Origin of the sequence: Rhodococcus sp. NPDC057529, assembly GCF_042802055.1 — a bacterium.
Classification (GTDB): domain Bacteria; phylum Actinomycetota; class Actinomycetes; order Mycobacteriales; family Mycobacteriaceae; genus Rhodococcus_F.
The window spans coordinates 61,340-83,634 of the sequence record NZ_JBHVEY010000008.1; the positions used below are offsets into that span (position 1 = coordinate 61,340).

19 protein-coding genes and 1 pseudogene are annotated in these 22,295 nt (G+C 69.6%); 7 read left to right on the top strand and 13 right to left on the bottom strand.

The annotated features are described in order from the left end of the window. Nucleotides 1-80 precede the first annotated feature (80 nt). From ACFU5V_RS17120 to ACFU5V_RS17150, 7 genes and pseudogenes are all read right to left on the bottom strand, one after another. A pseudogene (locus ACFU5V_RS17120) lies at nt 81-878 on the bottom strand (enoyl-CoA hydratase family protein); the annotation flags it as partial. After that, nucleotides 878-2,038, bottom strand: a complete 1,161-nt coding sequence (locus ACFU5V_RS17125) for an acyl-CoA dehydrogenase family protein (protein WP_378700818.1) — start codon at nt 2,036-2,038, stop codon at nt 878-880. The gene ACFU5V_RS17125 and the pseudogene ACFU5V_RS17120, both read right to left, overlap by 1 nt. Then, on the bottom strand, nt 2,035-4,029 hold the full coding sequence (locus ACFU5V_RS17130) for an acetyl/propionyl/methylcrotonyl-CoA carboxylase subunit alpha (protein WP_378701129.1): 1,995 nt from the start codon (nt 4,027-4,029) through the stop codon (nt 2,035-2,037). The genes ACFU5V_RS17125 and ACFU5V_RS17130 overlap by 4 nt, the downstream gene beginning before the upstream one ends. A 40-nt stretch (nt 4,030-4,069) precedes the next feature. Beyond that, nucleotides 4,070-5,668, bottom strand: a complete 1,599-nt coding sequence (locus ACFU5V_RS17135) for an acyl-CoA carboxylase subunit beta (RefSeq protein WP_378700820.1) — start codon at nt 5,666-5,668, stop codon at nt 4,070-4,072. Next, nucleotides 5,665-6,813 carry an acyl-CoA dehydrogenase family protein gene (locus ACFU5V_RS17140; protein WP_378700822.1) on the bottom strand — a complete coding sequence of 383 codons (1,149 nt, stop codon included), beginning with the start codon at nt 6,811-6,813 and terminating at the stop codon, nt 5,665-5,667. The genes ACFU5V_RS17135 and ACFU5V_RS17140 overlap by 4 nt, the downstream gene beginning before the upstream one ends. After that, the gene (locus tag ACFU5V_RS17145) at nt 6,810-8,516 is read right to left on the bottom strand and encodes an acyclic terpene utilization AtuA family protein (RefSeq protein ID WP_378700824.1); all 1,707 of its coding nucleotides are present in this window, start codon (nt 8,514-8,516) and stop codon (nt 6,810-6,812) included. Before ACFU5V_RS17145 ends, ACFU5V_RS17140 begins: the two co-directional genes overlap by 4 nt. Further along, on the bottom strand, nt 8,513-9,304 hold the full coding sequence (locus ACFU5V_RS17150) for a TIGR03084 family metal-binding protein (protein ID WP_378700826.1): 792 nt from the start codon (nt 9,302-9,304) through the stop codon (nt 8,513-8,515). The genes ACFU5V_RS17145 and ACFU5V_RS17150 overlap by 4 nt, the downstream gene beginning before the upstream one ends. Nucleotides 9,305-9,395: 91 nt before the next feature. Here ACFU5V_RS17150 and ACFU5V_RS17155 point away from each other — a divergent pair, with 91 nt between their 5' ends. The 4 genes from ACFU5V_RS17155 to pepN are packed head-to-tail and all read left to right on the top strand — an operon-like array spanning nt 9,396 to nt 14,523. Then, nucleotides 9,396-10,250, top strand: a complete 855-nt coding sequence (locus ACFU5V_RS17155) for an SDR family oxidoreductase (protein WP_378700828.1) — start codon at nt 9,396-9,398, stop codon at nt 10,248-10,250. A 56-nt stretch (nt 10,251-10,306) separates the two neighbouring features. Next, nucleotides 10,307-11,107: a crotonase/enoyl-CoA hydratase family protein gene (locus ACFU5V_RS17160; protein WP_378700830.1), complete on the top strand. Its 801-nt coding sequence runs from the start codon at nt 10,307-10,309 to the stop codon at nt 11,105-11,107. Nucleotides 11,108-11,126: 19 nt separating this feature from the next. Continuing rightward, nucleotides 11,127-11,981, top strand: coding sequence for a DMT family transporter (locus ACFU5V_RS17165; protein WP_378700832.1), 855 nt, complete (start codon nt 11,127-11,129; stop codon nt 11,979-11,981). Nucleotides 11,982-12,018: 37 nt separating this feature from the next. Further along, nucleotides 12,019-14,523, top strand: coding sequence for an aminopeptidase N (gene pepN, locus ACFU5V_RS17170; protein ID WP_378700834.1), 2,505 nt, complete (start codon nt 12,019-12,021; stop codon nt 14,521-14,523). On the opposite strand, the gene ACFU5V_RS17175 is transcribed toward pepN, so the two are convergent. Then, the gene (locus tag ACFU5V_RS17175) at nt 14,513-15,955 is read right to left on the bottom strand and encodes an FAD-dependent oxidoreductase (RefSeq protein WP_378700836.1); all 1,443 of its coding nucleotides are present in this window, start codon (nt 15,953-15,955) and stop codon (nt 14,513-14,515) included. The genes pepN and ACFU5V_RS17175 overlap by 11 nt on opposite strands. Before the next feature lie 105 nt (nt 15,956-16,060). On the opposite strand from ACFU5V_RS17175, the gene ACFU5V_RS17180 reads away from it, so the two are divergent. After that, nucleotides 16,061-16,621, top strand: a complete 561-nt coding sequence (locus ACFU5V_RS17180) for a TetR family transcriptional regulator (protein WP_378700838.1) — start codon at nt 16,061-16,063, stop codon at nt 16,619-16,621. A 4-nt stretch (nt 16,622-16,625) separates the two neighbouring features. On the opposite strand, the gene ACFU5V_RS17185 is transcribed toward ACFU5V_RS17180, so the two are convergent. Together ACFU5V_RS17185 and ACFU5V_RS17190 are read right to left on the bottom strand one after the other, a co-directional pair. After that, nucleotides 16,626-16,931, bottom strand: a complete 306-nt coding sequence (locus tag ACFU5V_RS17185) for a hypothetical protein (RefSeq protein ID WP_378435110.1) — start codon at nt 16,929-16,931, stop codon at nt 16,626-16,628. An 82-nt stretch (nt 16,932-17,013) separates the two neighbouring features. Continuing rightward, entirely contained in the window at nt 17,014-18,216 is a 1,203-nt protein-coding gene (locus tag ACFU5V_RS17190; protein ID WP_378700840.1) for an adenylate cyclase regulatory domain-containing protein, read from the bottom strand. Between the two features lie 89 nt (nt 18,217-18,305). On the opposite strand from ACFU5V_RS17190, the gene ACFU5V_RS17195 reads away from it, so the two are divergent. Continuing rightward, nucleotides 18,306-18,620, top strand: a complete 315-nt coding sequence (locus ACFU5V_RS17195) for a TetR family transcriptional regulator (protein ID WP_378435105.1) — start codon at nt 18,306-18,308, stop codon at nt 18,618-18,620. Nucleotides 18,621-18,624: 4 nt separating this feature from the next. Then, complete coding sequence (locus ACFU5V_RS17200; RefSeq protein ID WP_378435103.1) at nt 18,625-19,569, top strand: serine/threonine dehydratase; 945 nt, start codon at nt 18,625-18,627, stop codon at nt 19,567-19,569. Between the two features lie 14 nt (nt 19,570-19,583). Here ACFU5V_RS17200 and ACFU5V_RS17205 read toward each other — a convergent pair whose 3' ends face one another. From ACFU5V_RS17205 to ACFU5V_RS17215, 3 genes are read right to left on the bottom strand one after another with little or no spacing between them, the layout of a single operon-like run. Continuing rightward, on the bottom strand, nt 19,584-20,561 hold the full coding sequence (locus tag ACFU5V_RS17205; protein ID WP_378435101.1) for a pirin family protein: 978 nt from the start codon (nt 20,559-20,561) through the stop codon (nt 19,584-19,586). 19 nt (nt 20,562-20,580) lie between these two features. Further along, complete coding sequence (locus ACFU5V_RS17210; protein ID WP_378435099.1) at nt 20,581-21,027, bottom strand: MarR family winged helix-turn-helix transcriptional regulator; 447 nt, start codon at nt 21,025-21,027, stop codon at nt 20,581-20,583. Further along, nucleotides 21,011-22,108 (bottom strand): LLM class flavin-dependent oxidoreductase, encoded by a 1,098-nt coding sequence (locus tag ACFU5V_RS17215; RefSeq protein ID WP_378435097.1) that lies wholly within the window; start codon nt 22,106-22,108, stop codon nt 21,011-21,013. Before ACFU5V_RS17215 ends, ACFU5V_RS17210 begins: the two co-directional genes overlap by 17 nt. Nucleotides 22,109-22,295 lie beyond the last annotated feature (187 nt).

Below are 22,295 nucleotides of genomic sequence, written 5' to 3' on the forward strand. Positions count from 1 at the left end.
TTTTCTTGTGTTGCCGTTTTTCCTTTCTTCTCTCCCGCTTTCGTCCTTCTGCCGGTTCGCGCGTTCGCCCCCCCCCCCCCCCCCCCCCCGGGGCCGGAGGCCCATCTCGGCGACCGCTTCTGCAGAAACGCCATCATGCCTTCCCGCGCCTCCTCGGATTCGAACAGCCTCGCCGACTGGGCGGTCAACTCGTCGGTGTAGCGGTCGAAGCCGGCGAGCACACCGCGGGTCGTCAAGGTCTTCGATTCGGCCAGACCCTGGGGCGACGCCTGCCGCAACTGGTCCAGCAATTCCTCGACGGTGTCCTCGGGGTCCTCGGCGGACTCACTGATCAGCCCGATCGCCTCGGCCTCGTGCGCGCCGAACTTCTCCCCGGTGAGGAAGTAGCGACTCGCGGCGCGCGAATCGATCCGGGGCAGCACGGTCAACGAGATGATCGACGCCGCGAGCCCCAGCCGGACCTCGGTGAGCGCGAACGTGCTGCGCGGGCCTGCGACGGCGATGTCGCAGGCACCGACGAGACCCATGCCCCCGGCCCTGACGTGACCGTCGATGCGGGCGACCACCGGTTTGGGCAACTCGACGATGGCGCGCAGCAGTCCGGCCATCTGCCGGGTGCGCGCGCCGACGTCGCCGGTCGTCTCGCTCAGATCCGCCCCGGCGCAGAACGTGCCGCCGGTGTGGGTGAGGACGACGCCGCGGACGTCGTTGTCCGCGGCGGCGTCCCGCAATCCCTGCAGCAGTTCGTCCACGAGCCTGCCGGAGATCGCGTTCCTGTTGTGGGGTGAATCGAGGGTAAGGGTGGCGAATCCTCGATCCACCTCGTACCGGACGTACCGGTCGGCTTCCACGTCGGTCATGTGCTGTCCGTTCGACATCAGTACGACTTCGGCAGCCCGAGCGAGTGCTGGGCGACGAAGTTGAGGACCATTTCCCTGCTCACCGGGGCGACGCGTCCGATGCGTGCCGCGCCGAGCATCGCCGCGAGACCGTATTCCTTGGTCAGGCCCGCGCCGCCGTGCGTCTGGACGGCCTGGTCGAGTGCTTTGATGCCGGCCTCGGCGGCCGCGTACTTGGCCATGTTGGCGGCCTCGGCGGCGCCGAAGTCGTCGCCGCTGTCGTACAGCACGGCGGCCTTCTGCATCATCAGCTTGGCGAGTTCGAGTTCGATCTTGATCTGCGCCAGCGGATGCGAGATGCCCTGGTGCGCGCCGATCGGCTCCTTCCACACCGTGCGCTCCTTCGCGAACCGGACCGCGGCGTCCAGCGCGTAGCGGCCCATGCCGATCGCCATCGACGCGCCGAGGATGCGTTCGGGGTTGAGACCGGCGAACAGCTGCATCAGGGCGGCATCGGCCTCGCCGACGAGCGCGTCGGCGGGCAGCCTGACGTCGTCGAGGAACAGCATGAACTGGTGGTCGGGCTCGACGATGTCCATCTCCATCGGCGTCTTCACGAAATTCTCGGCGTCGGTGGGGACGATGAACAGCGCGGGCTTCAGCTTGCCGGTCTTCGAGTCCTCGGTCCGCGCGACGATCAGCACGGCGTCCGCCTGGTCGACACCGGAGATGTAAATCTTGTTCCCCGACAGCAGCCAGTCCTCACCGTCTCGCCTCGCGGTGGTCGAGATCTGATGCGAGTTGGACCCCGCGTCGGCCTCCGTGATGCCGAACGCCATGATCTTCGAGCCGTCGGCGAGGCCGGGGAGCCACTTCTGCTTCTGGTCCGCCGTGCCGTACTTGCCGATGATCGTGCCGCAGATGGCGGGCGAGACGACAACCAGTAGAAGTCCGGCGCCGTGGGCGGCGAGTTCCTCCTGGACGAGCGCCAGTTCGTAGATGCCCGCGCCGCCGCCCCCGTATTCCTCGGGGAGGTTGACGCCGAGGAAGCCGAGTTTGCCCGCCTCGTTCCATAATTCGGTGAGCGGTTCGCCGCGCCGCGCCCGCGGAAGCACGTAGTCGACGTAGTTGAAGCGCTCCCCGAGCCTCGACACGGACGCGCGGAGTTCCTTCTGTTCTTCTGTCTCGATGAAGCTCATGATTCTCCTTCAGCGTGCGCTGCTTCGACTACTGCCAGGACCGTTCCCACGTCGACCTGCGTGCCGACGGTCACGGACAGTTCGGTGAGGACACCGGAGGCCGGCGCCTTGATCGTGTGTTCCATCTTCATCGCCTCGAGCCACACGATCGGCTGACCGGCGGTCACCGGATCACCGACCGCGGCGCCGACGCGGATCACGGAACCCGGCATCGGTGCGAGCAGCGAGCCTTCGGCGACGACGGCACTCGGGTCGGTGAATCGCGGTGCGGCGTGCAGGCTCACCGGGCCCAGCGCGGAGTCGACGAAGACGTCGTCCCCGTACCGGGACACCTCGAACGAGCGGCGCAGCCCCGCCACGTCCAGTGCGACGTGCCGTGCCGTCGCGGACACGAGTGAGATGTCGTCGAAACCCTCCGCCTTCAGCCCGTACCGGGTGTGCAGGTACCGGATCTCGACGTCTCCGCCGGTGCCGGTGAACGTCTTGCACTGCGGCGAGGACGCCAGGTTGCGCCAGCCGCTGGGCAGCGAGGAGTTCACTGTCGCGACGTCCCGGTTGTGCGCGGCGTCCGCGAGGGCCGCGGCCAGCGCCGACAGCCGCTCGGTCTCCGCCGTCGCCAGCGGCTGCGCCAGCACGTCCAGCCCGTGGGTGTCGAAGAAGGCGGTGTCGGTGTCGCCGGCGAGGAACGCCGGGTGGCGGAGCACGTTGACCAGCAGGTCGCGGTTGGTGCGCAGACCGTGGATCTGCGCGCGGCCCAGCGCCGTCGCCAGCCGGGTCGCCGCCTGCGTGCGGGTGGGCGCGAACGAGATGATCTTCGCGAGCATCGGGTCGTAGTGCACACCGACGGTGGACCCGTCGACCACACCGGAGTCGAGGCGGATGCCCGGTGTGCGGAGAACGTCGAATTCGGCCGCGCCGCCGGGTAGCGCCAGCCGGTGGACCGGCCCGCTCTGCGGCTGCCAGTTCTGCGCGGGATCTTCGGCGTACAGCCGGACCTCGATGGAATGGCCGGACACGGCCGGCGAATCCGCGTCGAGTGCGAGTCCCGACGCCACCTGCAGTTGCAGGTCCACGAGGTCGAGGCCGGTGGTGCATTCGGTGACCGGGTGCTCCACCTGCAGCCGGGTGTTCATCTCCAGAAAGAAGAAGTCTCCACCGTCGGTGTCCGCCCGTCCGGTCGCCAGGAACTCGACCGTCCCCGCCCCCTCGTAGTCGATGGCCTTCGCCGCGAGCCGGGCGGCCTCGAACAGCCGCTCCCGCATTCCGGGGACGGCCTCGACCAGCGGCGACGGCGCCTCCTCCACGACCTTCTGGTGCCGGCGCTGGATGGAGCATTCGCGCTCTCCCACCGCCCACACGGTTCCGTGCCGGTCGGCCATCACCTGGACCTCGATGTGCCTGCCCGTTTCGAGGTAGCGCTCGCAGAAGACGGTCGGGTCGCCGAACGCCGACTGCGCTTCGCGCCGCGCGCCTTCCAGTTGTTCCGGGAGGTCCGCGAGTGCACGCACGACGCGCATGCCACGTCCGCCGCCGCCGGCGGACGCCTTGACCAGCACCGGCAGATCGGCTTCGGTGACGGCGTCCGGATCGAGTTCGGCCAGCACCGGGACCCCGGCGGCGGCCATCAACTTCTTGGACTCGACCTTGGAACCCATCATCTCGATGGCGGGCGCGGGCGGTCCGATCCACGTCAGCCCCGCATCGTGGACGGCGCGCGCGAATTCCGCGTTCTCGGACAGGAACCCGTAGCCGGGGTGGATGGCGTCGGCACCGGCGAGGAGCGCCGCCTCGATGACGAGGTCACCGCGCAGGTAGGTGTCGGCGGGACTGTTGCCCGGCAACCGGACCGCGGCGTCGGCCTCGGTGATGTGCGGGCTGAGTGCGTCGGCGTCCGAGAACACGGCGACGGTCCCGATGCCTGAGCGGCGGCAGGTGGCGAAGATGCGGCGGGCGATCTCGGCGCGGTTGGCAACCAGTACGGACTGGATCATGGCAGGGGCGAGCGGAGCGACGGGGTCGGTCATCAGTGCCTCACATTCGGAAGACGCCGAAGTTCTCGGCGCCTTCGATCGGGGCGTTGGCAATGGCCGACAGGCACATTCCCACCACGGTGCGGGTGTCGCGCGGGTCGATGACGCCGTCGTCGTAGAGGCGACCGGACAGGAACATCGGCACCGATTCGGCCTCGATCTGGTTTTCGATCATCGCGCGCATCCCGGCGTCGGCCTCTTCGTCGAACGCCTGCCCCCGCGCCTCGGCGGAGGCCCGGCTGACGATGGAGATGACACCGGCCAGTTGCGCGCCGCCCATCACGGCGGATTTGGAACTCGGCCAGGCGAACAGGAATCGGGGGTCGAACGCGCGCCCGCACATCCCGTAGTGGCCGGCGCCGTACGACGCACCGAGCAGGATCGAGATGTGCGGGACGGTGGAGTTGGAGACGGCGTTGATCATCATCGACCCGTGCTTGATCATCCCGCCTTCCTCGTACTCCTTGCCGACCATGTAGCCGGTCGTGTTGTGCAGGAACAGCAGCGGGGTGTTCGAGCGGTTGGCCAGCTGGATGAACTGGGTGGCCTTCTGCGATTCCTCGCTGAACAGCACACCCCGCGCGTTGGCGAGGATGCCCACCGGATACCCGTGCAACTCGGCCCAGCCGGTGACGAGGGACGATCCGTACATCGGCTTGAACTCGTCGAAGTCGGAGCCGTCGACGATGCGGGCGATGACCTCGCGGGGGTCGAACGGGATCTTGAGGTCGGCGGGGACGATGCCCAGGAGTTCCTCGGGATCCTCGAGCGGTTCGACGACCTCCGCGCGCGGCGCCGGGCCCTGTTTCTTCCAGTTCAGGCGTTTGACGATGCTGCGCCCGATCCGGATGGCGTCCTGCTCGTCGACGGCGAAGTAGTCGGCGAGACCGGACTTGCGGGCGTGCATCTCGGCGCCGCCCAGGGTTTCGTCGTCGGATTCCTCACCGGTGGCCATCTTGACGAGCGGCGGTCCGGCGAGGAACACCTTGGACCGTTCCTTGATCATCACGACGTGATCGGACATGCCCGGGATGTACGCGCCGCCGGCCGTCGAATTGCCGAAGACGAGGGCGATGGTCGGGATGCCCGCCGCGGACAGCTGGGTGAGGTCGCGGAACATGCGCCCACCGGGAATGAACACTTCCTTCTGCGTGGGAAGGTCGGCGCCGCCGGATTCCACGAGGGAGATGACGGGAAGCCGGTTCTGCCGGGCGATGTCGTTGGCGCGGAATCCCTTCCGCAGCGTCCACGGGTTGCTGGTTCCGCCGCGGACCGTCGGGTCGTTCGCGACGATCAGGCATTCGACGCCTTCCACGACCCCGATTCCCACCACGGTGCTGGCGCCGACCGGGAAGTCGCTGCCCCACGCCGCGAGCGGGCACAGTTCCAGGAACGGCGAGTCCGGATCGAGGAGCAGTTCGATCCGCTCCCGGGCGAGGAGTTTGCCGCGCTTCTTGTGCCGCTCGGTGTACTTCTCGCCGCCGCCCGCGAGCGCCTTCGCGTGCTCGGTGTCGATCTCGGCGAGTTTCTCCGTCATGGCCCGGGCCGCCGCGGCATACTCCTCCGAACCGGTGTCCAGGGCGGATGTCAACGTGGTCATGCTTGATACCCCAATCGCTTGGCCGCGAGCCCCGTCAGGATCTCGGTGGTGCCGCCACCGATTCCGAGGATCCGCATGTCGCGGTATTGCCGTTCCACTTCGCTCTCCCGCATGTAGCCGAGGCCGCCGAACAGCTGGACGGCCTGGTTGGCCACCCACTCCCCCGCCTCGACGGCGGTGTTCTTCGCGAAGCAGACCTCGGCGATGAAGTCCTCGTTCGACACGAGCGACCGTTCCACCAGCGCCCGGGTGTAGACGCGGGCGACGTCGGTCCGGCGGGCCATCTCGGTGACCGTGTTCTGCACCGACTGCCTGCTGATCAGGGGACGGCCGAACGTCTCCCGGTCGCGTACCCACTGCAGCGTCAGGTCGAGGCACCGCTGCGCGCTGGAGTAGGCCTGCGCGGCGAGGGCGATGCGCTCGGTGAGGAAGGCCTGGGCGATCTGCGCGAACCCGCTGTTCTCCTCGCCGACGAGGTTGGCGGCGGGTACCCGCGCGTCGACGAACGACAGTTCGGCCGTGTCCGACGCACGCCAGCCCATCTTGTCGAGTTTGCGCGCCACCTCGAATCCGGGTGTGCCCTTCTCGATCACGAGGAGGGAGACCCCGGACGCGCCGGGGCCGCCGGTGCGGACGGCGGTGACCACGAAGTCGGCGCGGACGGCGGACGTGATGAACGTCTTGGACCCGTTGACGACGAAGTGGTCGCCGTCGCGGACCGCGGTGGTCCGCAGGTGCCCGACGTCGGAACCGCCGCCGGGTTCGGTGATGGCGAGCGAGCCGATGAGTTCGCCGCGCAGGGTGGGGCGGACCCACTTCTCGATCTGGTCCGGATCGCCCGCCGCGGCGAGGTGCGGCAGTGCGATCCCCGACGTGAACAGGGAAGCGAACACACCGCCCGACGCACCCGCCTGGTGGAATTCCTCGCAGATCAGCACCGCGTCGACGAGGTCACCGCCCTCACCTCCGACGGATTCGGGGAAGCCGGCGCCGAGCAGTCCCAGTTCGGCGGCCTCACGGTGGAGGGTGCGGGGCAGTTCGCCGTCGCGCTCCCACTCGTCCAGGTTGGGCAGTATCTTTCGTTCGACGAAGCTGCGCACGGTCTTGCGCAGGTCCTGCCGCTCCGGTGTGTCCCACACGCTCACAACGGTGTCCCTTCGGGTAGAAGTGCTGTGGGTATGTCGAGGTGCCGGGACCTCAGCCATTCGCCGAGGCCCTTGGCCTGCGGGTCGAACCGAGCCTGGGACGCGACGCCCTGCCCGAGGATTCCCTCGATCACGAAGTTGACGGCGCGCAGTTCCGGCAGCACGTACCTCGTGACGGTGAGATCGGCGGCCTCCGGGAGCAGGCGCTTCACCTCGTCGACGGTCAGTGCGTGGACCAGCCACCGCCACTGCTCGTCGGTGCGCACCCACACCCCGACGTTCGCGTTGCCGCCCTTGTCGCCGCTGCGTGCCCCGGCGATGGTGCCGAGCGCGATCCGGATCGTGGGTTCGGCGCCGCGCGGCTCCGGGAGCGCGGGCTCGTCGACGTCCGCGAGTTCCCGGACGTCGGTGGCGGGTTCGATGTCGACGCGGGTACCGTCCGGCAGCACCGCGACGTGTGGCACCTCCTTTGCGTACACGTAGCCGGGGGTGAACACCCCGTAGGGCTGCCCCTGACCGGGCGGTGCCGTCAACGTGAATCCGGGGTAGCTGGCGAGGGCCATTTCTACTGCGACGGAGGAGAATCCGCGACCGACGGCGTTGGCGTCGGGGTCCCGGACCACGCAGCGCAGCAGCGCGCTGGCCGCCTCCTCGGTGTCGGCGTCCGTGTGGTCGGTGCGAGCGAGCGACCAATCGAGTTCGGCGGGCCGGGTGGGCAGCCACCCCTCGAGTTGCCGCTTCACGAGCGCTGCCTTGGCCTCGATGTCGAGGCCGGTGAGCACGAACACGGCCTCGTTGCGGAAACCGGCGAGCGTGTTCAGCGACACCTTGAGCTGCGGCGGCGGCGCCTCCCCGGTGACGCCGCTGATCCGGACCCGGTCCGGGCCGTTTTGTGACAGTGCGGCGGTGTCGATCCGCGCGGTCACGTCGGGACCGGCGTAGCGGCCACCGGTGATCTCGTACAGCAACTGCGCGGTGACGGTGCCGACGGTGACGGCGCCGCCCGTGCCGGGATGCTTGGTGATGACGGACGACCCGTCCGAGTCGATCTCGGCGATCGGGAATCCGGGTCGGTCGAGGTCGTCGATCTCGGTGAAGAACGCGTAGTTGCCGCCCGTCGCCTGCGTGCCGCACTCGATGACGTGCCCGGCCACCACGGCACCGGCGAGCTGATCGACGGCGTCTCGCTGCCAGCCGAAATGCGCGGCTGCAGGGCCCACGATCACGGACGCGTCGGTGACCCGCCCGGTGACGACGACGTCGGCGCCGGCGTTCAGGCATTCGACGATGCCCCACGCGCCGAGGTAGGCGTTGGCGGTGAGCGGGCTGCCCAGCCCCAGTTCGGCGGCCCGGCCGATCAGGTCGTCCCCTTCGACGTGGGCGATCTTCGCCTGCAGCCCCAGCTTGTCGTTCACCTCCCGCAATGCGTCCGCGAGACCGGCCGGGTTGAGGCCGCCGGCGTTCGCGACGATGCGGACTCCCCTGTCGAGGGCCAACCCGAGGCAGTCCTCCGCCTGACGCAGGAACGTCTTGGCGTAGCCGCGGTTCGGGTCCTTCATGCGGTCGCGGCCGAGGATCAGCATGGTGAGTTCGGCGAGGTAGTCGCCGGTCAGGTAGTCGAGTTCGCCGCCCTCGAGCATCTCGCGCATCGCCGACAGACGATCGCCGTAGAAGCCGGAGCAGTTGCCGATCCGCACGGTCATCGGGTTCCCGCCTCACGGCCGCCGCCCGCCGGGCCCGCGAAGGCCTGAGCGATGTTCAGCCACGCGTCGGCGTCCGCGCCGGTGGCCTCGAGGGTGAGGTCGGCACGGTTCGCGCGCTGGGTGACGAGAAGGCAGAAGTCCTCGGCGGGACCGGTGACCTTCTGCGCGGCGTCCTCGGGACCCCACGTCCAGACGGACACCCCGTCGGGGGCGGTGAGTTCGACGCGGAACTCCTCCGCGGGCGGGGCGAGTTCGTTGACGGCGTAGGCGAAGTCGCGGGTGCGGACGCCGAGGTGGGCGATGCTCTTCAACCGCTCGGTGGGCTTGCGAGGCACTCTGAGCGCGTCGGCGACATCCTGGCCGTGCGCCCAGGTCTCCATCAACCGGGCGGTCGCCATCGACGCCGCCTTCATCGGCGGGCCGTACCAGAGGATCTTCTGCCCGGGCGGCACCGCCAGGAGGGCCTCCGCGAGTCGGTTCCGCGCCGAACGCCACGCCGCCAGGAGTTCCGCGGGTGCGCGCCGGGCGTGTTCGGCGGCGCCGGCGTCGACGAATCCACCGGGGTTCGCGGCGGCCACCGTCAGCTGCTCGGTGAAGCCGTCGGGGTCGGTGATCGCCAGCAGCGCGGCCTCGTCGGTCCACAGCAGATGCCCGATCTGGTGGGCGATGGTCCAGCCCTCGGCCGGTGTCGGATCGGCCCAGCGGGTGTCGGGGAGGTCGGCGACGAGCGCGTCCAGCGAGTCGTTCTCGGCGCACAGATCATCGATGAACCTCTGCAGTTCAGCCATGCGACCAGCATCACACCGACCCGATAAAAAAGCAAGCACGATTGATTGTTATTCGGCTGCGGTTCGCTCGGCGAGCTGACATCCTGGTCACGTGATCCGACAGATGCTCACCCAGGCCGCGCTCAACCCACTCCCCACCCCGCGCACCCTGGCAGCCCGACTGGTCCCGGGAACGGGCCACACCGTCGCCGGCAAGCGGATCCTCGTCACCGGCGGTTCCTCCGGCGTCGGCGAAGCGGCGGCACGCCGGCTCGCGACCCTCGGCGCGGAGGTCGTCCTCGTCGCCCGTCGCTCCGACGCCCTCGAGTCGGTGCGCGATGACATCCTGCGGTCGGGTTGCGACGCCCACGCCGTCCCGTGCGACCTCACGGACCCCGAGTCCGTCGACGCCCTCGTCGCGCGGGTGCTCGGGGAGATCGGACCCGTCGACGTACTCGTCAACAACGCCGGACGGTCGATCCGGCGGACCGTGGAGGACTCGCTGGACCGCTTCCACGACTTCGAACGCACCATGGCGGTCAACTACTTCGGCTCGACGCGGCTGACCCTGAAGTTGCTCCCGTCGATGCTCGAGCGCGGCGAGGGGCACGTCATCAACGTCGCGACGTGGGGTGTGCCGGCCGGGGTCATGCCGAAGTTCTCGGCCTACCACGCGTCCAAGGCGGCCGTCGGTGCGTTCGGCCGCAGCCTCGGCGCCGAACTGCGCGACCGCGGGATCTCGGTGACCACCCTCGACTTCCCGTTGGTCCGCACACCGATGATCGCGCCCACCACGGACTACGACGCGATGGCGGCACTGACTCCCGAGCAGGCGGCGGAATGGTTCGTCACGGCGGTGCGCACCCGCCCGATCGAACTGCTCCCCGGTTACGCCGAAGTGTTCCGGCTGCTCGGCATGTTCGCGCCGTCCGCGACCGACGCACTGGTGCGGCGCACCGGCATCTGAGCGGGTGACAGACTGGGACGGTCTCGAATCCGCGCTCACACCCGAGGGAGTCGTCCATGACCGACGCCGTGCTCACCACCCGCGAAGGCGACATCGTCACCTGGACGCTCAACCGCCCGGAGGCCCGTAATCCCATCTCCGAGCCGGACGTGATCGAGGCGCTCGAGAATGCGGTGGCCGAGGTCAACGGTGATCCCAGTGTGCGCGCCGCGATCGTCACCGGTGCCGGTTCGGCGTTCTCCTCCGGCGGCAACGTCAAGCACATGCGCGACCGCGCGGGAATGTTCGGCGGCTCCCCCGCCGACCTGCGTCAGGGCTACCGGCACGGCATCCAGCGCATCCCGCTCGCCCTCTACCACTGCGAGGTGCCGACCATCGCCGCCGTCAACGGACCCGCGATCGGCGCCGGCTGCGACCTGTCGCTGATGTGCGACATGCGGATCGCCTCCACGGCCGCCGTGTTCGCCGAGAGCTTCGTCAAGGTCGGACTCGTTCCCGGCGACGGCGGCGCCTGGTTCCTTCCGCAGGCCGTGGGGATGGCGCGGGCCAGCGAGATGGCGTTCACCGGCGACGCGATCGACGCCGCGAAGGCGCTCGAATGGGGACTCGTCTCGCAGGTCGTCGAACCCGGAGAACTCCACGACGCGGCACGCGCACTCGCCGACCGCGTGGCGGTCAACCCGCCGCAGGTGCTGCGAATGACCAAGAAACTGCTGCGCGAGGGCCGTCACCAGAGCCTCGAGAGCCACCTCGAACTGTCGGCGGCCATGCAGTCGCTCGCCCACCACACCGCGGACCATCACGAGGCCGTCGGCGCGATGCTCGACCGTCGCACTCCGAACTTCACCGGCCGGTGACCCCGGGCAGCGCACACCCGTGACAGCCGCGCCGCGCAGTCAACTTCTCCCCGTCGTCTCGGTCCTCGGATCGGTACTGTCCGTCCAGTTCGGTGCCGCATTCGCGAGCACGCTGTTCGATGCGGTCGGCGCGGGCGGCGCCGTGTCCCTGCGCCTGACGATTGCGGCGATCATCCTCGGGGTGATCGTGCGACCGCGGTGGCGACGGTGGACACGCACACAGCAGCAGGGTGTTCTCGCACTCGGAGTAGCACTCGCCGTGATGAACTCGGCGTTCTACGAGGCACTCGCGCGGCTCCCGCTCGGCACGGCGGTCACCATCGAATTCCTGGGTCCGCTCACCCTCGCCGCCGTGCTGTCGCGGAGACTGCAGGACGGTGTGTGGGTGCTCGCGGCACTGACCGGGGTGGTCCTGCTCGGCCTGCGCGAGAACTCGGGCGCCGAGTCCCTCGACCTCGTGGGAGTGGGCTTCGCGCTCGTCGCCGGAACGGCCTGGGCCGGCTACATCGTCGCCGGCTCCCACCTCGCCGCGAGGGTACCCAGCGCGGACGGCCTGGCCGGGGCGAGCATCGTCGCCGCGGTGCTGACGATTCCGCTCGGCGCGGTGTCGGGTGGCACCGCACTGTTCGACCCCAGGATCCTGGCCGTCGGCGCGGCGGTGGCCCTGCTGTCCTCGGTGATTCCGTACTCGCTCGAACTGCGGGCGCTGCGGGTGATGAGCAAGAAGGTGTTCGCCGTACTCATCGCGCTGGAACCGGCGGCCGCGACCCTCGCCGGGGTGATCGTGCTCGGGCAGGTCCTCGGACTGCAGTCGCTCGCCGCGATCGCGCTCGTCGTCGCGGCGGGCGTCGGATCCGTGCTGAGCAACCGGTAGCGACACGGACGACCGGCCCGGCTGGCAGGATCGACCCGTGAGCACCGCGAACCTGACCCGAGCCGAAACCGCCGAACGTTCCCGCGCGATCGACGTTCTCGGCTATCGAGTGGAACTGGACATCCTCGGCGCCGTCGACCCGGAGGTCGGGACGTTCGCGACCACGACCACCGTCGAGTTCACCGCGAGCACGTCCACGACCTGGCTCGACTTCCTCGGGGCCGGCGTGGAGTCCGTGACGGTCAACGGAGCAAGCGTCCCCGTCGACTACGACGGCGCCCGCATCGCGTTGAGCGGGCTGCGGGAATCGAACGTCGTGACCGTGGCCGCCCGCGGCGAGTACAGCCGTTCCGGTGAGGGCCTGCACCGATACCTCGACCCGGCAGACGGGCAGACGTACCTCTACACGCAGTACGAACCGGCGGACGCGCGGCGGGTGTTCGCGTGCTTCGAGCAGCCGGACCTGAAGGCGCCGTTCACGTTCGTCGTCACCGCGCCGCACGGGTGGGAGGTGGTCTCCAACCGGGAGATCGCCGAACGGGTGGACACGACCGACGGCCAGGTCGTCACGTTCGCGCCGACCCTGCCGATCTCCACGTACATCACCGCGATCGTGGCCGGGCCCTACCACCGGGTGAACTCGGAGTGGAGCGGCGGCGATCTCACGATCCCGCTGGGTGTCCTCTGCCGGGCGTCGCTCGCGCAGCACCTCGACGCCGACACGATCTTCGAGATCACCCGGCAGGGGCTGGGATTCTTCGCGGACGGTTTCGACTACCCGTACCCGTTCGGCAAGTACGACCAGGTGTTCGTCCCCGAGTACAACCTCGGGGCGATGGAGAACCCGGGCTGCGTGACGTTCACCGAGGCGTATGTGTTCCGCGGCGCCGCCACGGATTCCCAGTACGAGGGCCGCGCGAACACGATCCTGCACGAGATGGCCCACATGTGGTTCGGCGACCTCGTCACGATGGTGTGGTGGGACGACCTGTGGCTCAAGGAGTCGTTCGCCGACTACATGGGCGCTCTTGCCAATGCGGAGGCCACCCGGTGGACCGACGCGTGGGTGGCCTTCGCCAACCGCCGCAAGGCCTGGGCGTACCTGCAGGACCAGTTGCCGACGACGCATCCGATCGTCGCGGACATCGTCGACCTCGAGGCCGCGAAACTGAACTTCGACGGCATCACGTACGCGAAGGGCGCCAGTGTCCTCAAGCAACTCGTCGCGTACGCCGGGCGGGAGGCGTTCTTCGAGGGGGCGCGCCGCTACTTCCGCGCCCACGCATTCGGAAACACCACTCTCACGGATCTGCTGACGGAGCTGTCGGCGACGTCGGGCCGGGACCTGACGAGCTGGGCACGCGCCTGGTTGCAGACCACCGGGGTGTCGGCGCTGAGCCTGGAACGGGACGCCGACGGGCGCGCCGCGATCGTGCAGACCGATCCGCGCCCACATCGGCTCGGCGTGGGACGCTACGACTTCGACGCGGCGGGCGATCTCGTGTGTGTACAGCGGGTCGAGGTCGACCTCGCGGACGCCCGCACTCCGATCGACCTCGACGACGCGCCGCTCGTGGTGCTCAACGACGCGGACCTGACGTACGCGAAGGTGCGGTTGGACGAACGATCGCTGAGCACCGTCGAGCGTTCCCTCGACCGGGTGCGGGACCCGCTGGCGCGCGGCCTGATCTGGTCGTCGCTGTGGAACACGACCCGCGACAGCGAACTGGGCGCGACGCGGTATCTGTCGATGGCCCAGCGGTTCTCCCCTGCGGAATCGCACCTGACGCTGCTCACGTCCGTGCTGGCCAACGCCCCGTACGCGATCGAGCACTACCTGCCCGAGAGTGCGCGCGGCGCCGCGCGCCGCGGGTGGCTCGACCACACGTGGCGTGCATTGTGGGACGCCCCGCCTGCGTCGGGGAGCCAACTCGCCTGGGCACGTACGGTGGCGGCCGCCGCCGAGGTGGACGACAGTCGCGCGGAGGACATCCGGTCGCTGCTCGACATCGACGGGCGGGCACCGACCGGGTTGTCGCTCGACCCGGACCTGCGGTGGGCGCTGAGGGGCGCGCTCGCCGCCACCGGGCACGCCGGCGACGCGGACCTCGACGGTGAACTGCGCCGCGACGACACCGGTTCCGGCCGCACCGCGTACCTGCGGGCGACGTTCTCGCGACCGGACCCGGACGTGAAGGCGAAGGCCTGGGACGCGATCTTCCACGACCGCACCTTGTCCAACGACCATCTCGGCGCGATCATCGCCGGGTTCCGCGCAGGCGCCCGGCACGACCTCGTTGCCAGCTACGCCGCCGACTACTTCGCGTCGATCCGCTCGGTGTGGGAGACGCGCAGCATCGAGATCGCCCGGCGGATCGTGGTCGGGTTGTTCCCGGCCGCGACGAACCTCGACGCGGCGGACGCATGGCTCGCGAGTAACACCGATGCGCCCGCCGCGCTGCGCCGGCTGGTGCTCGAGCAGCGGGATCACCTCGCGCGGGACCTGCGGGCGCAAGCCTTCAACTCGGAGGTCACCGGCTGACCGACCCGGTCCCGATCGCGGTGCGGGCGGTCCAGCGTTCCAGGACACCCCGCCACAGCCCCGATGCACTGTCACCCGCCCACGCGACATACCCGTCGGGACGCACGAGCAGTGCGGGCCCGGCATCGGTCCTGGTCACCGCGTGAATGCCACCGGGAACAGGCACCCCCGGCTCGGTGACCAGGACGAATCCGCCCGAGCGCAGCACCTCGTACAGCCGGCCGGCGTCGGTGGGCACGTCCTCGGCCCGTCGGCCGACCAGGGCGCTGTCGCCGGCGTCGTGGCCGTAGCCGATTCCGATACCCGAGAACATCCGCGCCACCGCGTCGCCGATCGGCGGAAAGCCGAGAAGCGCTGCCACCGCGCCGTTCCGCAACTTCCGGAGAATCCACGGCCGCACGGTCATCATGCGCATCGTGGCACCGCTCGACCGCAGCACCAGCCGCCCCACCGGGTGCCGTTCGGAGTGGTAGGTGTCGAGCACCGCGTCGTCCGCGCCGCCGAGAACGGCCGCGAGTTTCCAGCCGAGATTCATCGCGTCCTGAATGCCGGTGTTCATCCCCTGGCCGCCTGCCGGTGAATGCACGTGGGCGGCATCGCCTGCGAGGAACACCCGGCCCGTCCGGTACTGCGGGACCTGCCGTTCGTCGCTGTGGAATCGCGACTGCCACCGCACGTCGCCGAGTCCGTAGTCCGTGCCCATCGCGAGTCGGATGGTGCTGCGCAGTTCCTCCCGGTCCACGGGGGCGCTGTCGTCCACCTGATGTCGGCGGTTCCAGGCGATCACGCGAAACAGGTTGTCGCCGTACGGCGCGATGAAGGCGAATCCGTCGCGGACGGCGTTGACGGTCACGAGGTTGTCCGGCGGGTTCGCGAGTTCGACGTCGGCGAGCATGATCGACCGTAGTACGGCCCTGCCCGGGAACGGTTGCCCGATCATCGTCCGCACCACGCTGTGCGCGCCGTCCGCACCGACCGCGTACACCGCGTGGAACGTGCTGTCGCGTCCCGATCCGTCGTGGCCGTGAACGCGGACGCCGTCCCCGTCCTGCTCCACCCCGGTGACTGTGAATCCCCGGACGAAGTCGGCGCCGCGCTCCCGGGCGTGCGACTCGAGGAGGGCGTCGACGTTCTGTTGGGGCGTGACGAGGACGTACGGGAAGCGGGACCGCAGGCGCCCGAGGTTCAGAGCTGCGCCGCGCCACAGTTTCAGGCCCGGTGAGGCGGCGCCGGTGGCCACGAGACGGTCGGCGAGTCCGCGGGCGTCGAGCAGTTCGAGAGTGCGGGCGTGGACGCCGAATGCGCGGCTGAGGGTCGACGGCGCGGCGCGTTTGTCGAGCACCGTCACGGATCGGCCCGCCGTCGCCAACTCGGCCGCGAGCATGCATCCGGTGGGCCCCGCGCCGATCACCACCACGTCGATGTGCTTCATGACGCCCGCCTCCGATCGAAAGGTTCCCAGCAAGTCAACAACTGTTGACTTTGACGGTAGACGCATCCCGACGTCAGGTCAACAGTTGTTGACTACACTTCGGGAATGCCCGAACGCCGCGCCCGCTCCGCCGTCGCCACCCGCGCCGCGATCCTCGACGCGGCCCGCGCCCGGTTCGGCGCCGACGGTTACGAACGCACGACGATGCGCGCCGTCGCATCGGACGTGGGCGTCGACCCCGCACTCGTGGTCCGGTACTTCACCAACAAGGAGTCGCTGTTCGCCGAGGCCGCCGAATTCGACCTGCACCTCCCCGACCTCCACGACGTTCCCGTGCACGAACTCGCGACCGTGCTGATGCCGCGCTTCTTCGCGGTGTGGGAGAACGACGGCGCGTTCCTCCCCCTGCTCCGCGCGGCGGCCAGCAGTCCGCGGGCCGCCGAGGCGATGTTGCAGGTCTTCGCCCGCCAGGTGGCGCCCGCACTCGCAGCGGTCGCGGCCGATCACGCCGACGAGCGCGCGGCCCTCGTCGGGTCGCAGGTCCTCGGACTCGCCTTCTCCCGCTACGTACTCCGGGTGCCGCCCCTCGCGGGCATGACCCACGAACAACTGATGCGGTGGGTCGGGCCCGTGCTCGAGTACTACCTCACCGCGGAACCCCGATAGCCCCCTACCGGTGATGCCTGCCGCCGTTCAGCATCCAGCGGGCGTCGAGTTCACTCGTGCTGCGGCGGTGCCGCCGGATGGTGAACGACGTGATCGGCAACCGCTCGACGACGCTCGCATCGGCCCGCGGATCACCCGCAATCCCCTGTTCGAGAACCGAATACGCGGTGTGGTTGACCGAATGGACGGCCAGCCGGAGGGCGTCGAGCGCCGTCGGCCTCGGCCCGAACGCGGCGAGCGTGTGACCGCCGTCCACCGCGGTCTCCACCACTGCGTAGAAATGCCAGTCTGCGCCCGAATCGCCAGTCATGTTGCGCCTCGCTCGATGTGCTTCTGTGAGCTGTGCCATGACCGTATCGCGAGGGTACGACACGTTTCCGGCGGCGCGCCGGTCAGGCCACGGAACGACGGCCGATCCCGAAAAGCTTCTGTGGGGCATCGATTCCCTCGAGCCGGTGACTGCCCGCCGGTTCGCCCCAGAACTCGTCGCCGTCCAGTTCGTCGTAGAACTCCCCCGTCACGACCACCTCCTGGGACGGCGCGACCGTGACGACGCGCCCGGCCATGGCGACCGGCCTGCCGAACCAGTCGCCTGCGCTCGGTACCGCCGTGCCCCAGGCGATCCCGGCCCGCAACTGCGGGAGCCCCTCGGCGCGCGCGGCCTGCACGAGGTCGAGCGCGACGTGCGCCAGCGCGTTGGGATCGGGCGAGACCATCATGACGGCGTCCCCGATCGTCTTCACCAGACGCACCGGCGGCGACACCAGATCCGTGGCCACCCGGTCGAGGCGCTCGGCCACCCGGCCCAGATCGGCGGGCTCCGCCTGCTCCCCGAGCAACGTGAATCCGACGAGTTCGGCGAAACAGACCCCGACGTCCTGCGCACCCCGCACCTGGAGGTTCGAGTCGCCCGCGATCCCCACCGCGTCGGACCGCAGTTGATGGCGCAGAGCCGTGGCGATGAGGTGCGCCAGGATCTGCGCCTCGAAATCCACGATGCGACGCATCTCCACCGCGTACCGCAGGGCCACCTCGGGGTGTTCGCGCGACGCCTCGAGCCGCTCCTGCAGGAGCGAGTCCGCGGCGCCGGCGACCGTCCAGAGGTTGCGGCCGAGGACCCGAGCGGCGGCGAAGATGGCGCTCTCGTCGAGCCCCAGATCCCGGTACTGCTCGAGTCCGCGCGCGAGGTCGAGGTCGCCGTCGTCGTAGAACGTGCCGTCCGCCGACGCACCCCGGCCGATCGCCCGGAACCACCGGCGGGCGTCGTCGACGGTGACGCCCACCTTCCCGGCGATGTCGTCGATGCTGTACCGGCCCTTCGGCGACAGCGCGTGCTCGAGCAGCAGGTGTGCGAGGCGATCGCCGCGCGCGGCGCCGCGAAGGTCGTCGATCGACGCCCCGTCCTCGATGAGGGTGTTCAGCACCCCCATGCGCGCGGACCGGTCCGGTCCGCTGAGCCCGTCGAGGAGGCCGGCTCGCTCGAACTCGTGGAGCAGCGACGGCGGCGGACCGGGACGTCGCAACGGGCGGGTCGGCGGGGACACCAGACGTCCCGTCCGGGGCGGGATCCGTCGGGGCTGTCGCGGAGTGCGCACGTCCTCATCGTCTCAGGAACGACGTCGCCCTTCGCCGGAATCCTCCGAACTCACTGTCCCCAGGACCGCGACCGAACTAGATTCGGTATGTGCCGATTCAGAGTCTGTTACTGGACGTGGCGGAGGGCCATTTCGCCCGCCGCGGCGTCCTCGGCACCCGGCTGGCCGACATCCGGCACGAGGCCGGGGTCAGCGTGGGAGCCGTCTACCACCACTTCCCGAACAAGGAAGAGCTGTACGTGCAAGTCTGGCTGCGGGCGCTCGCCGGGCGTCGACGAGCGGGCCGACCCCACCGCGGTCGCGCCCGAACTGGCGCGCGCCGCGTGGGATTCGCTACGGAATCAGGAGTAGAGGGACACGATCACGCAGCCGCGCCGGCCGCGGCGCGCGGGATGACACGATGACACCATGGCTGACTCCGTCGATCGCAGATCCGTGGACAGGGCGCGTGAGCGCATCACCGGCCTGATCCGGCGGACACCCACGTTCCGCACCACCGTGCCCACCGTTCACGGCGCCGTGCCGGTGATCTTCAAACTCGAATTCCTGCAGTACGGCGGCTCGTTCAAGGTACGGGGCAGCCTCAACGCGCTGTTGCACGCCGAGGAGGACGGCCGCCTCGACGACGCAGGCGTCGTCATCGCATCCGGCGGGAACGCCGCCATCGGGGCTGCGTGGGCGTCACGGCTCCGTGGTGTGAAGTGCACGGTGGTCGTCCCCGTCACGGCACCCGACGTCAAGATCGACAAGCTCATCGCGCTCGGCGCGGACGTGCGCACGGTCGGCGACCGGTACGCCGAGGCGGCCGAGTACGCGAGGGAACTCGCCGCGTCCTCGAACGCACTCGCCCTGCACGCCTACGATCTCCCCGACATCGTCGCCGGGGCGGGCACCATCGCACTCGAGATCCAGGACGACGTCGCCGAGCCGCTCTCCTATGTGATCGCCGTCGGCGGCGGCGGACTGCTGGCCGGCGTCATCGCCGGCAGCGGCGAGGACGACAGCATCTTCGGCGTGGAACCGCGCGGAGCGGCGACGCTGCACTCCGCGGTCGCCGCCCGGGAACCCGCGGACATCGACATCGACAGCATCGCCGGCGATTCGCTCGGTGCCACCCGGATCGGGTCCATCGCCTGGGAGACGGTCCGCTCGCGGCCCGTCTCCAGCCTGATCGTCGACGACGAAACCCTGATCGACGCGCGAACGCTGCTGTGGGAGGAATTCCGGATCGTCGTCGAGCACGGCACCGCGGCGGCGCTCGCCGCGATCGTCACCGGACAACTCCGCCCCGCCGGCGACACACCGCTCTGCGTGGTGCTGTGCGGCGCCAACACGTCGCTGACCAGTTACTGATCCGGCCGGGGCCCTCAGCCGCGTGGTTTCAGACGGCTGTTCGGCAGTTCGGGGGCGGGCAGCGGATCACCGTCGTAGCCCTCGACCGTGCCGAACCGGGGGTCGGCGGGGACGGCACCCCGGAGTTCGGACTGCCACTCGCGGCGGTAGCCGACGATGTCCTCATGGCTGCGGCCGAGGAAGTTCCACCACATGATCACCTGCTCGCCGAGCGGCTCGCCGCCGAGCACCAGCAGCCGCGCCCGGGTACCGCCCGTGTTGCGCAGCACCACCAGCGACTCGCCGGGCGGCTGATAGCCGAGTTCCGCCCACCGCAGCGTGGTCCCACGCAGCTGCACCTCACCCTCGTCCACGAGCACCCCCACCTCGAAGCCGCGCTCGATGTCGAGGGTGAGATCCGCACCCGGCTCCAGCAGGATCTCCGCACCGAGCAGCGGTGTGAACGTGCGCACCGGCGACGTGGAGCCCACCGTGCTTCCGAGGAACACCCGCACCGTCGCCCCGCCCCGGACGACCGGGTCGGGCGCGTACGTCTCGAATGCCGGCTCCGCGTCCTGCGCCGACGCCGGCAACGCCACCCACAGTTGCGCGCCGTGCAGGATCCGCGTCTGCGGTGTCGACACCTCGGAGTGCGCGATCCCTCGCCCCGCGGTCATCAGGTTGACCTCACCGGGACGCACCATCGCGTGCGAGCCGATGCTGTCGCGGTGTTCGATCTCGCCGGTGAACAGCCAGCTCACCGTCTGCAGTCCCGTGTGCGGGTGCGGCGGCACGTTCATCCCGCCCGTCTTCGCGACGTCGTCCGGACCGTAGTGGTCGGCGAAGCACCAGGCGCCGATCAGCGAACGGTCGCGTTGCGGGAGGGTGCGCCGGACCGGCATCGCGCGGGGGCCGCCGAGCGGGACCTCGCGCGCGCCGAGCACCTGGATGCCGCCGCCGTCGGGGTGCGACTCGCACCGCTCTTCCACCGTGTTCGTCTCCAGATTGCTCACTGCTCCATCGTGCCTTTCGTCAGTCCTGTGCGCCGCGCAGTTTCGCGCAGAGTTGGGTGAGCGTGTCGAATTCGTTGTCGGACAGTGCCGGGCCCACGTGCCGCCGGATGCTCGCCGCGTGCCTGCGTCCGACGGACTTCTGCACGCGCGCACCCTCCGCGGTCAGTGCGACGACGGTCCCGCGGCGGTCGCCGGGATCGCACTCCCTGGTGACGTACCCGGAGCCGGCCAGCCGCTCGACGAGCCTGCTCAGCGAGGGCTGGCTGAGCAGGATCTCCCGATTGAGGTCGTGCAGGCGCAGTCGGCGCTCGGGCGCCCGGCCGAGGGTGAACAGCACGTCGTACTCGCGCATGCTCAGCTCGTCCCACACGTCGTCGGCGGCGAGGTTCCGCATCACCGCGACCTGCGCGCGGAACAGCGCCTCCCACGCCTCGGCCGCCCGTTCGGTCCTACTGACGGGCGGCATCGACCGGCTCGCGATCGGACTTCATCGACGCGTGCGTCGGCGGGTTGTCCGGCACCCCGGCAGGCCTGCGGGCGGCGAACTCCTTGCGCAGCACGGGCACGACCTCGCCGCCGAGCAGGTCCAGCTGCTCGAGCACCGTCTTCAGGGGAAGTCCCGCGTGGTCGACGAGGAACAACTGGCGCTGGTAGTCGCCGAAGAAGTCGGCGAACGTCAGGGTCTTCTCGATCACCTGCTCAGGCGTGCCGACGGTCAGCGGGGTCTGGTCCGTGAAGTCCTCGAGGCTCGGCCCGTGACCGTAGACCGGGGCGTTGTCGAAGTAGGGCCGGAACTCGTCGACGGCGTCCTTGGCGTTGCGGCGCATGAACACCTGCCCGCCCAGTCCGACGATCGCCTGGTCGGCGCGACCGTGACCGTAGTGCTCGTACCGCTCGCGGTAGAGGTTGATCAGGGCGATGTAGTGCTCCTTGGGCCAGAAAATGTTGTTGGCGAAGAAGCCGTCGCCGTGGAATGCAGCGATCTCGGCGATCTCCGGGCTGCGGATCGACCCGTGCCAGACGAACGGCGGGATCCCGTCGAGCGGGCGCGGCGTGGACGTGAAGCCCTGCAGCGGGGTGCGGAACTGCCCCTGCCAGTCCACGACGTCCTCGTCCCACAGTCGGCGCAGCAACCGGTAGTGCTCGAGCGCCAGCGGGATGCCCTGCCGGATGTCCTGGCCGAACCACGGATAGACGGGGGCCGTATTTCCGCGGCCCATCATCAGATCCACCCGGCCGTCCGCGAGGTGCTGCAGCATCGCGTAGTCCTCGGCGATCTTCACCGGGTCGTTGGTGGTGATCAGCGTCGTGGACGTGGACAGGATGATCTTCTCGGTCTGCGCGGCGAGGTAGCCCAGCATGGTGGTGGGCGACGACGGCACGAACGGCGGGTTGTGGTGCTCTCCGGTGGCGAACACGTCGAGTCCGACGTCCTCGGCGTGCTTGGCGATGGTCGTCATCGCCGTGATGCGCTCGTGCTCGGTGGGGGTGCGGCCGGTAGTGGGATCGGCCGTGACGTCGCCGACGGTGAAGATTCCGAACTGCATAGCTGTTCCTCTCGCGTCAGAACTCCATGCATTTGCATGAACTTATTGCAACATTCAACCACTTCGGCCTATTCCGGAAACGGCCGAGGGGGGGAAAGGGAACGGGGTTTTCGCCCCCCGCGAAATTTCCCTGGGGAGAAACCGAACCATTTCCCCCTACCCTCCGGGTACCCCCCCCCCCCCAAAT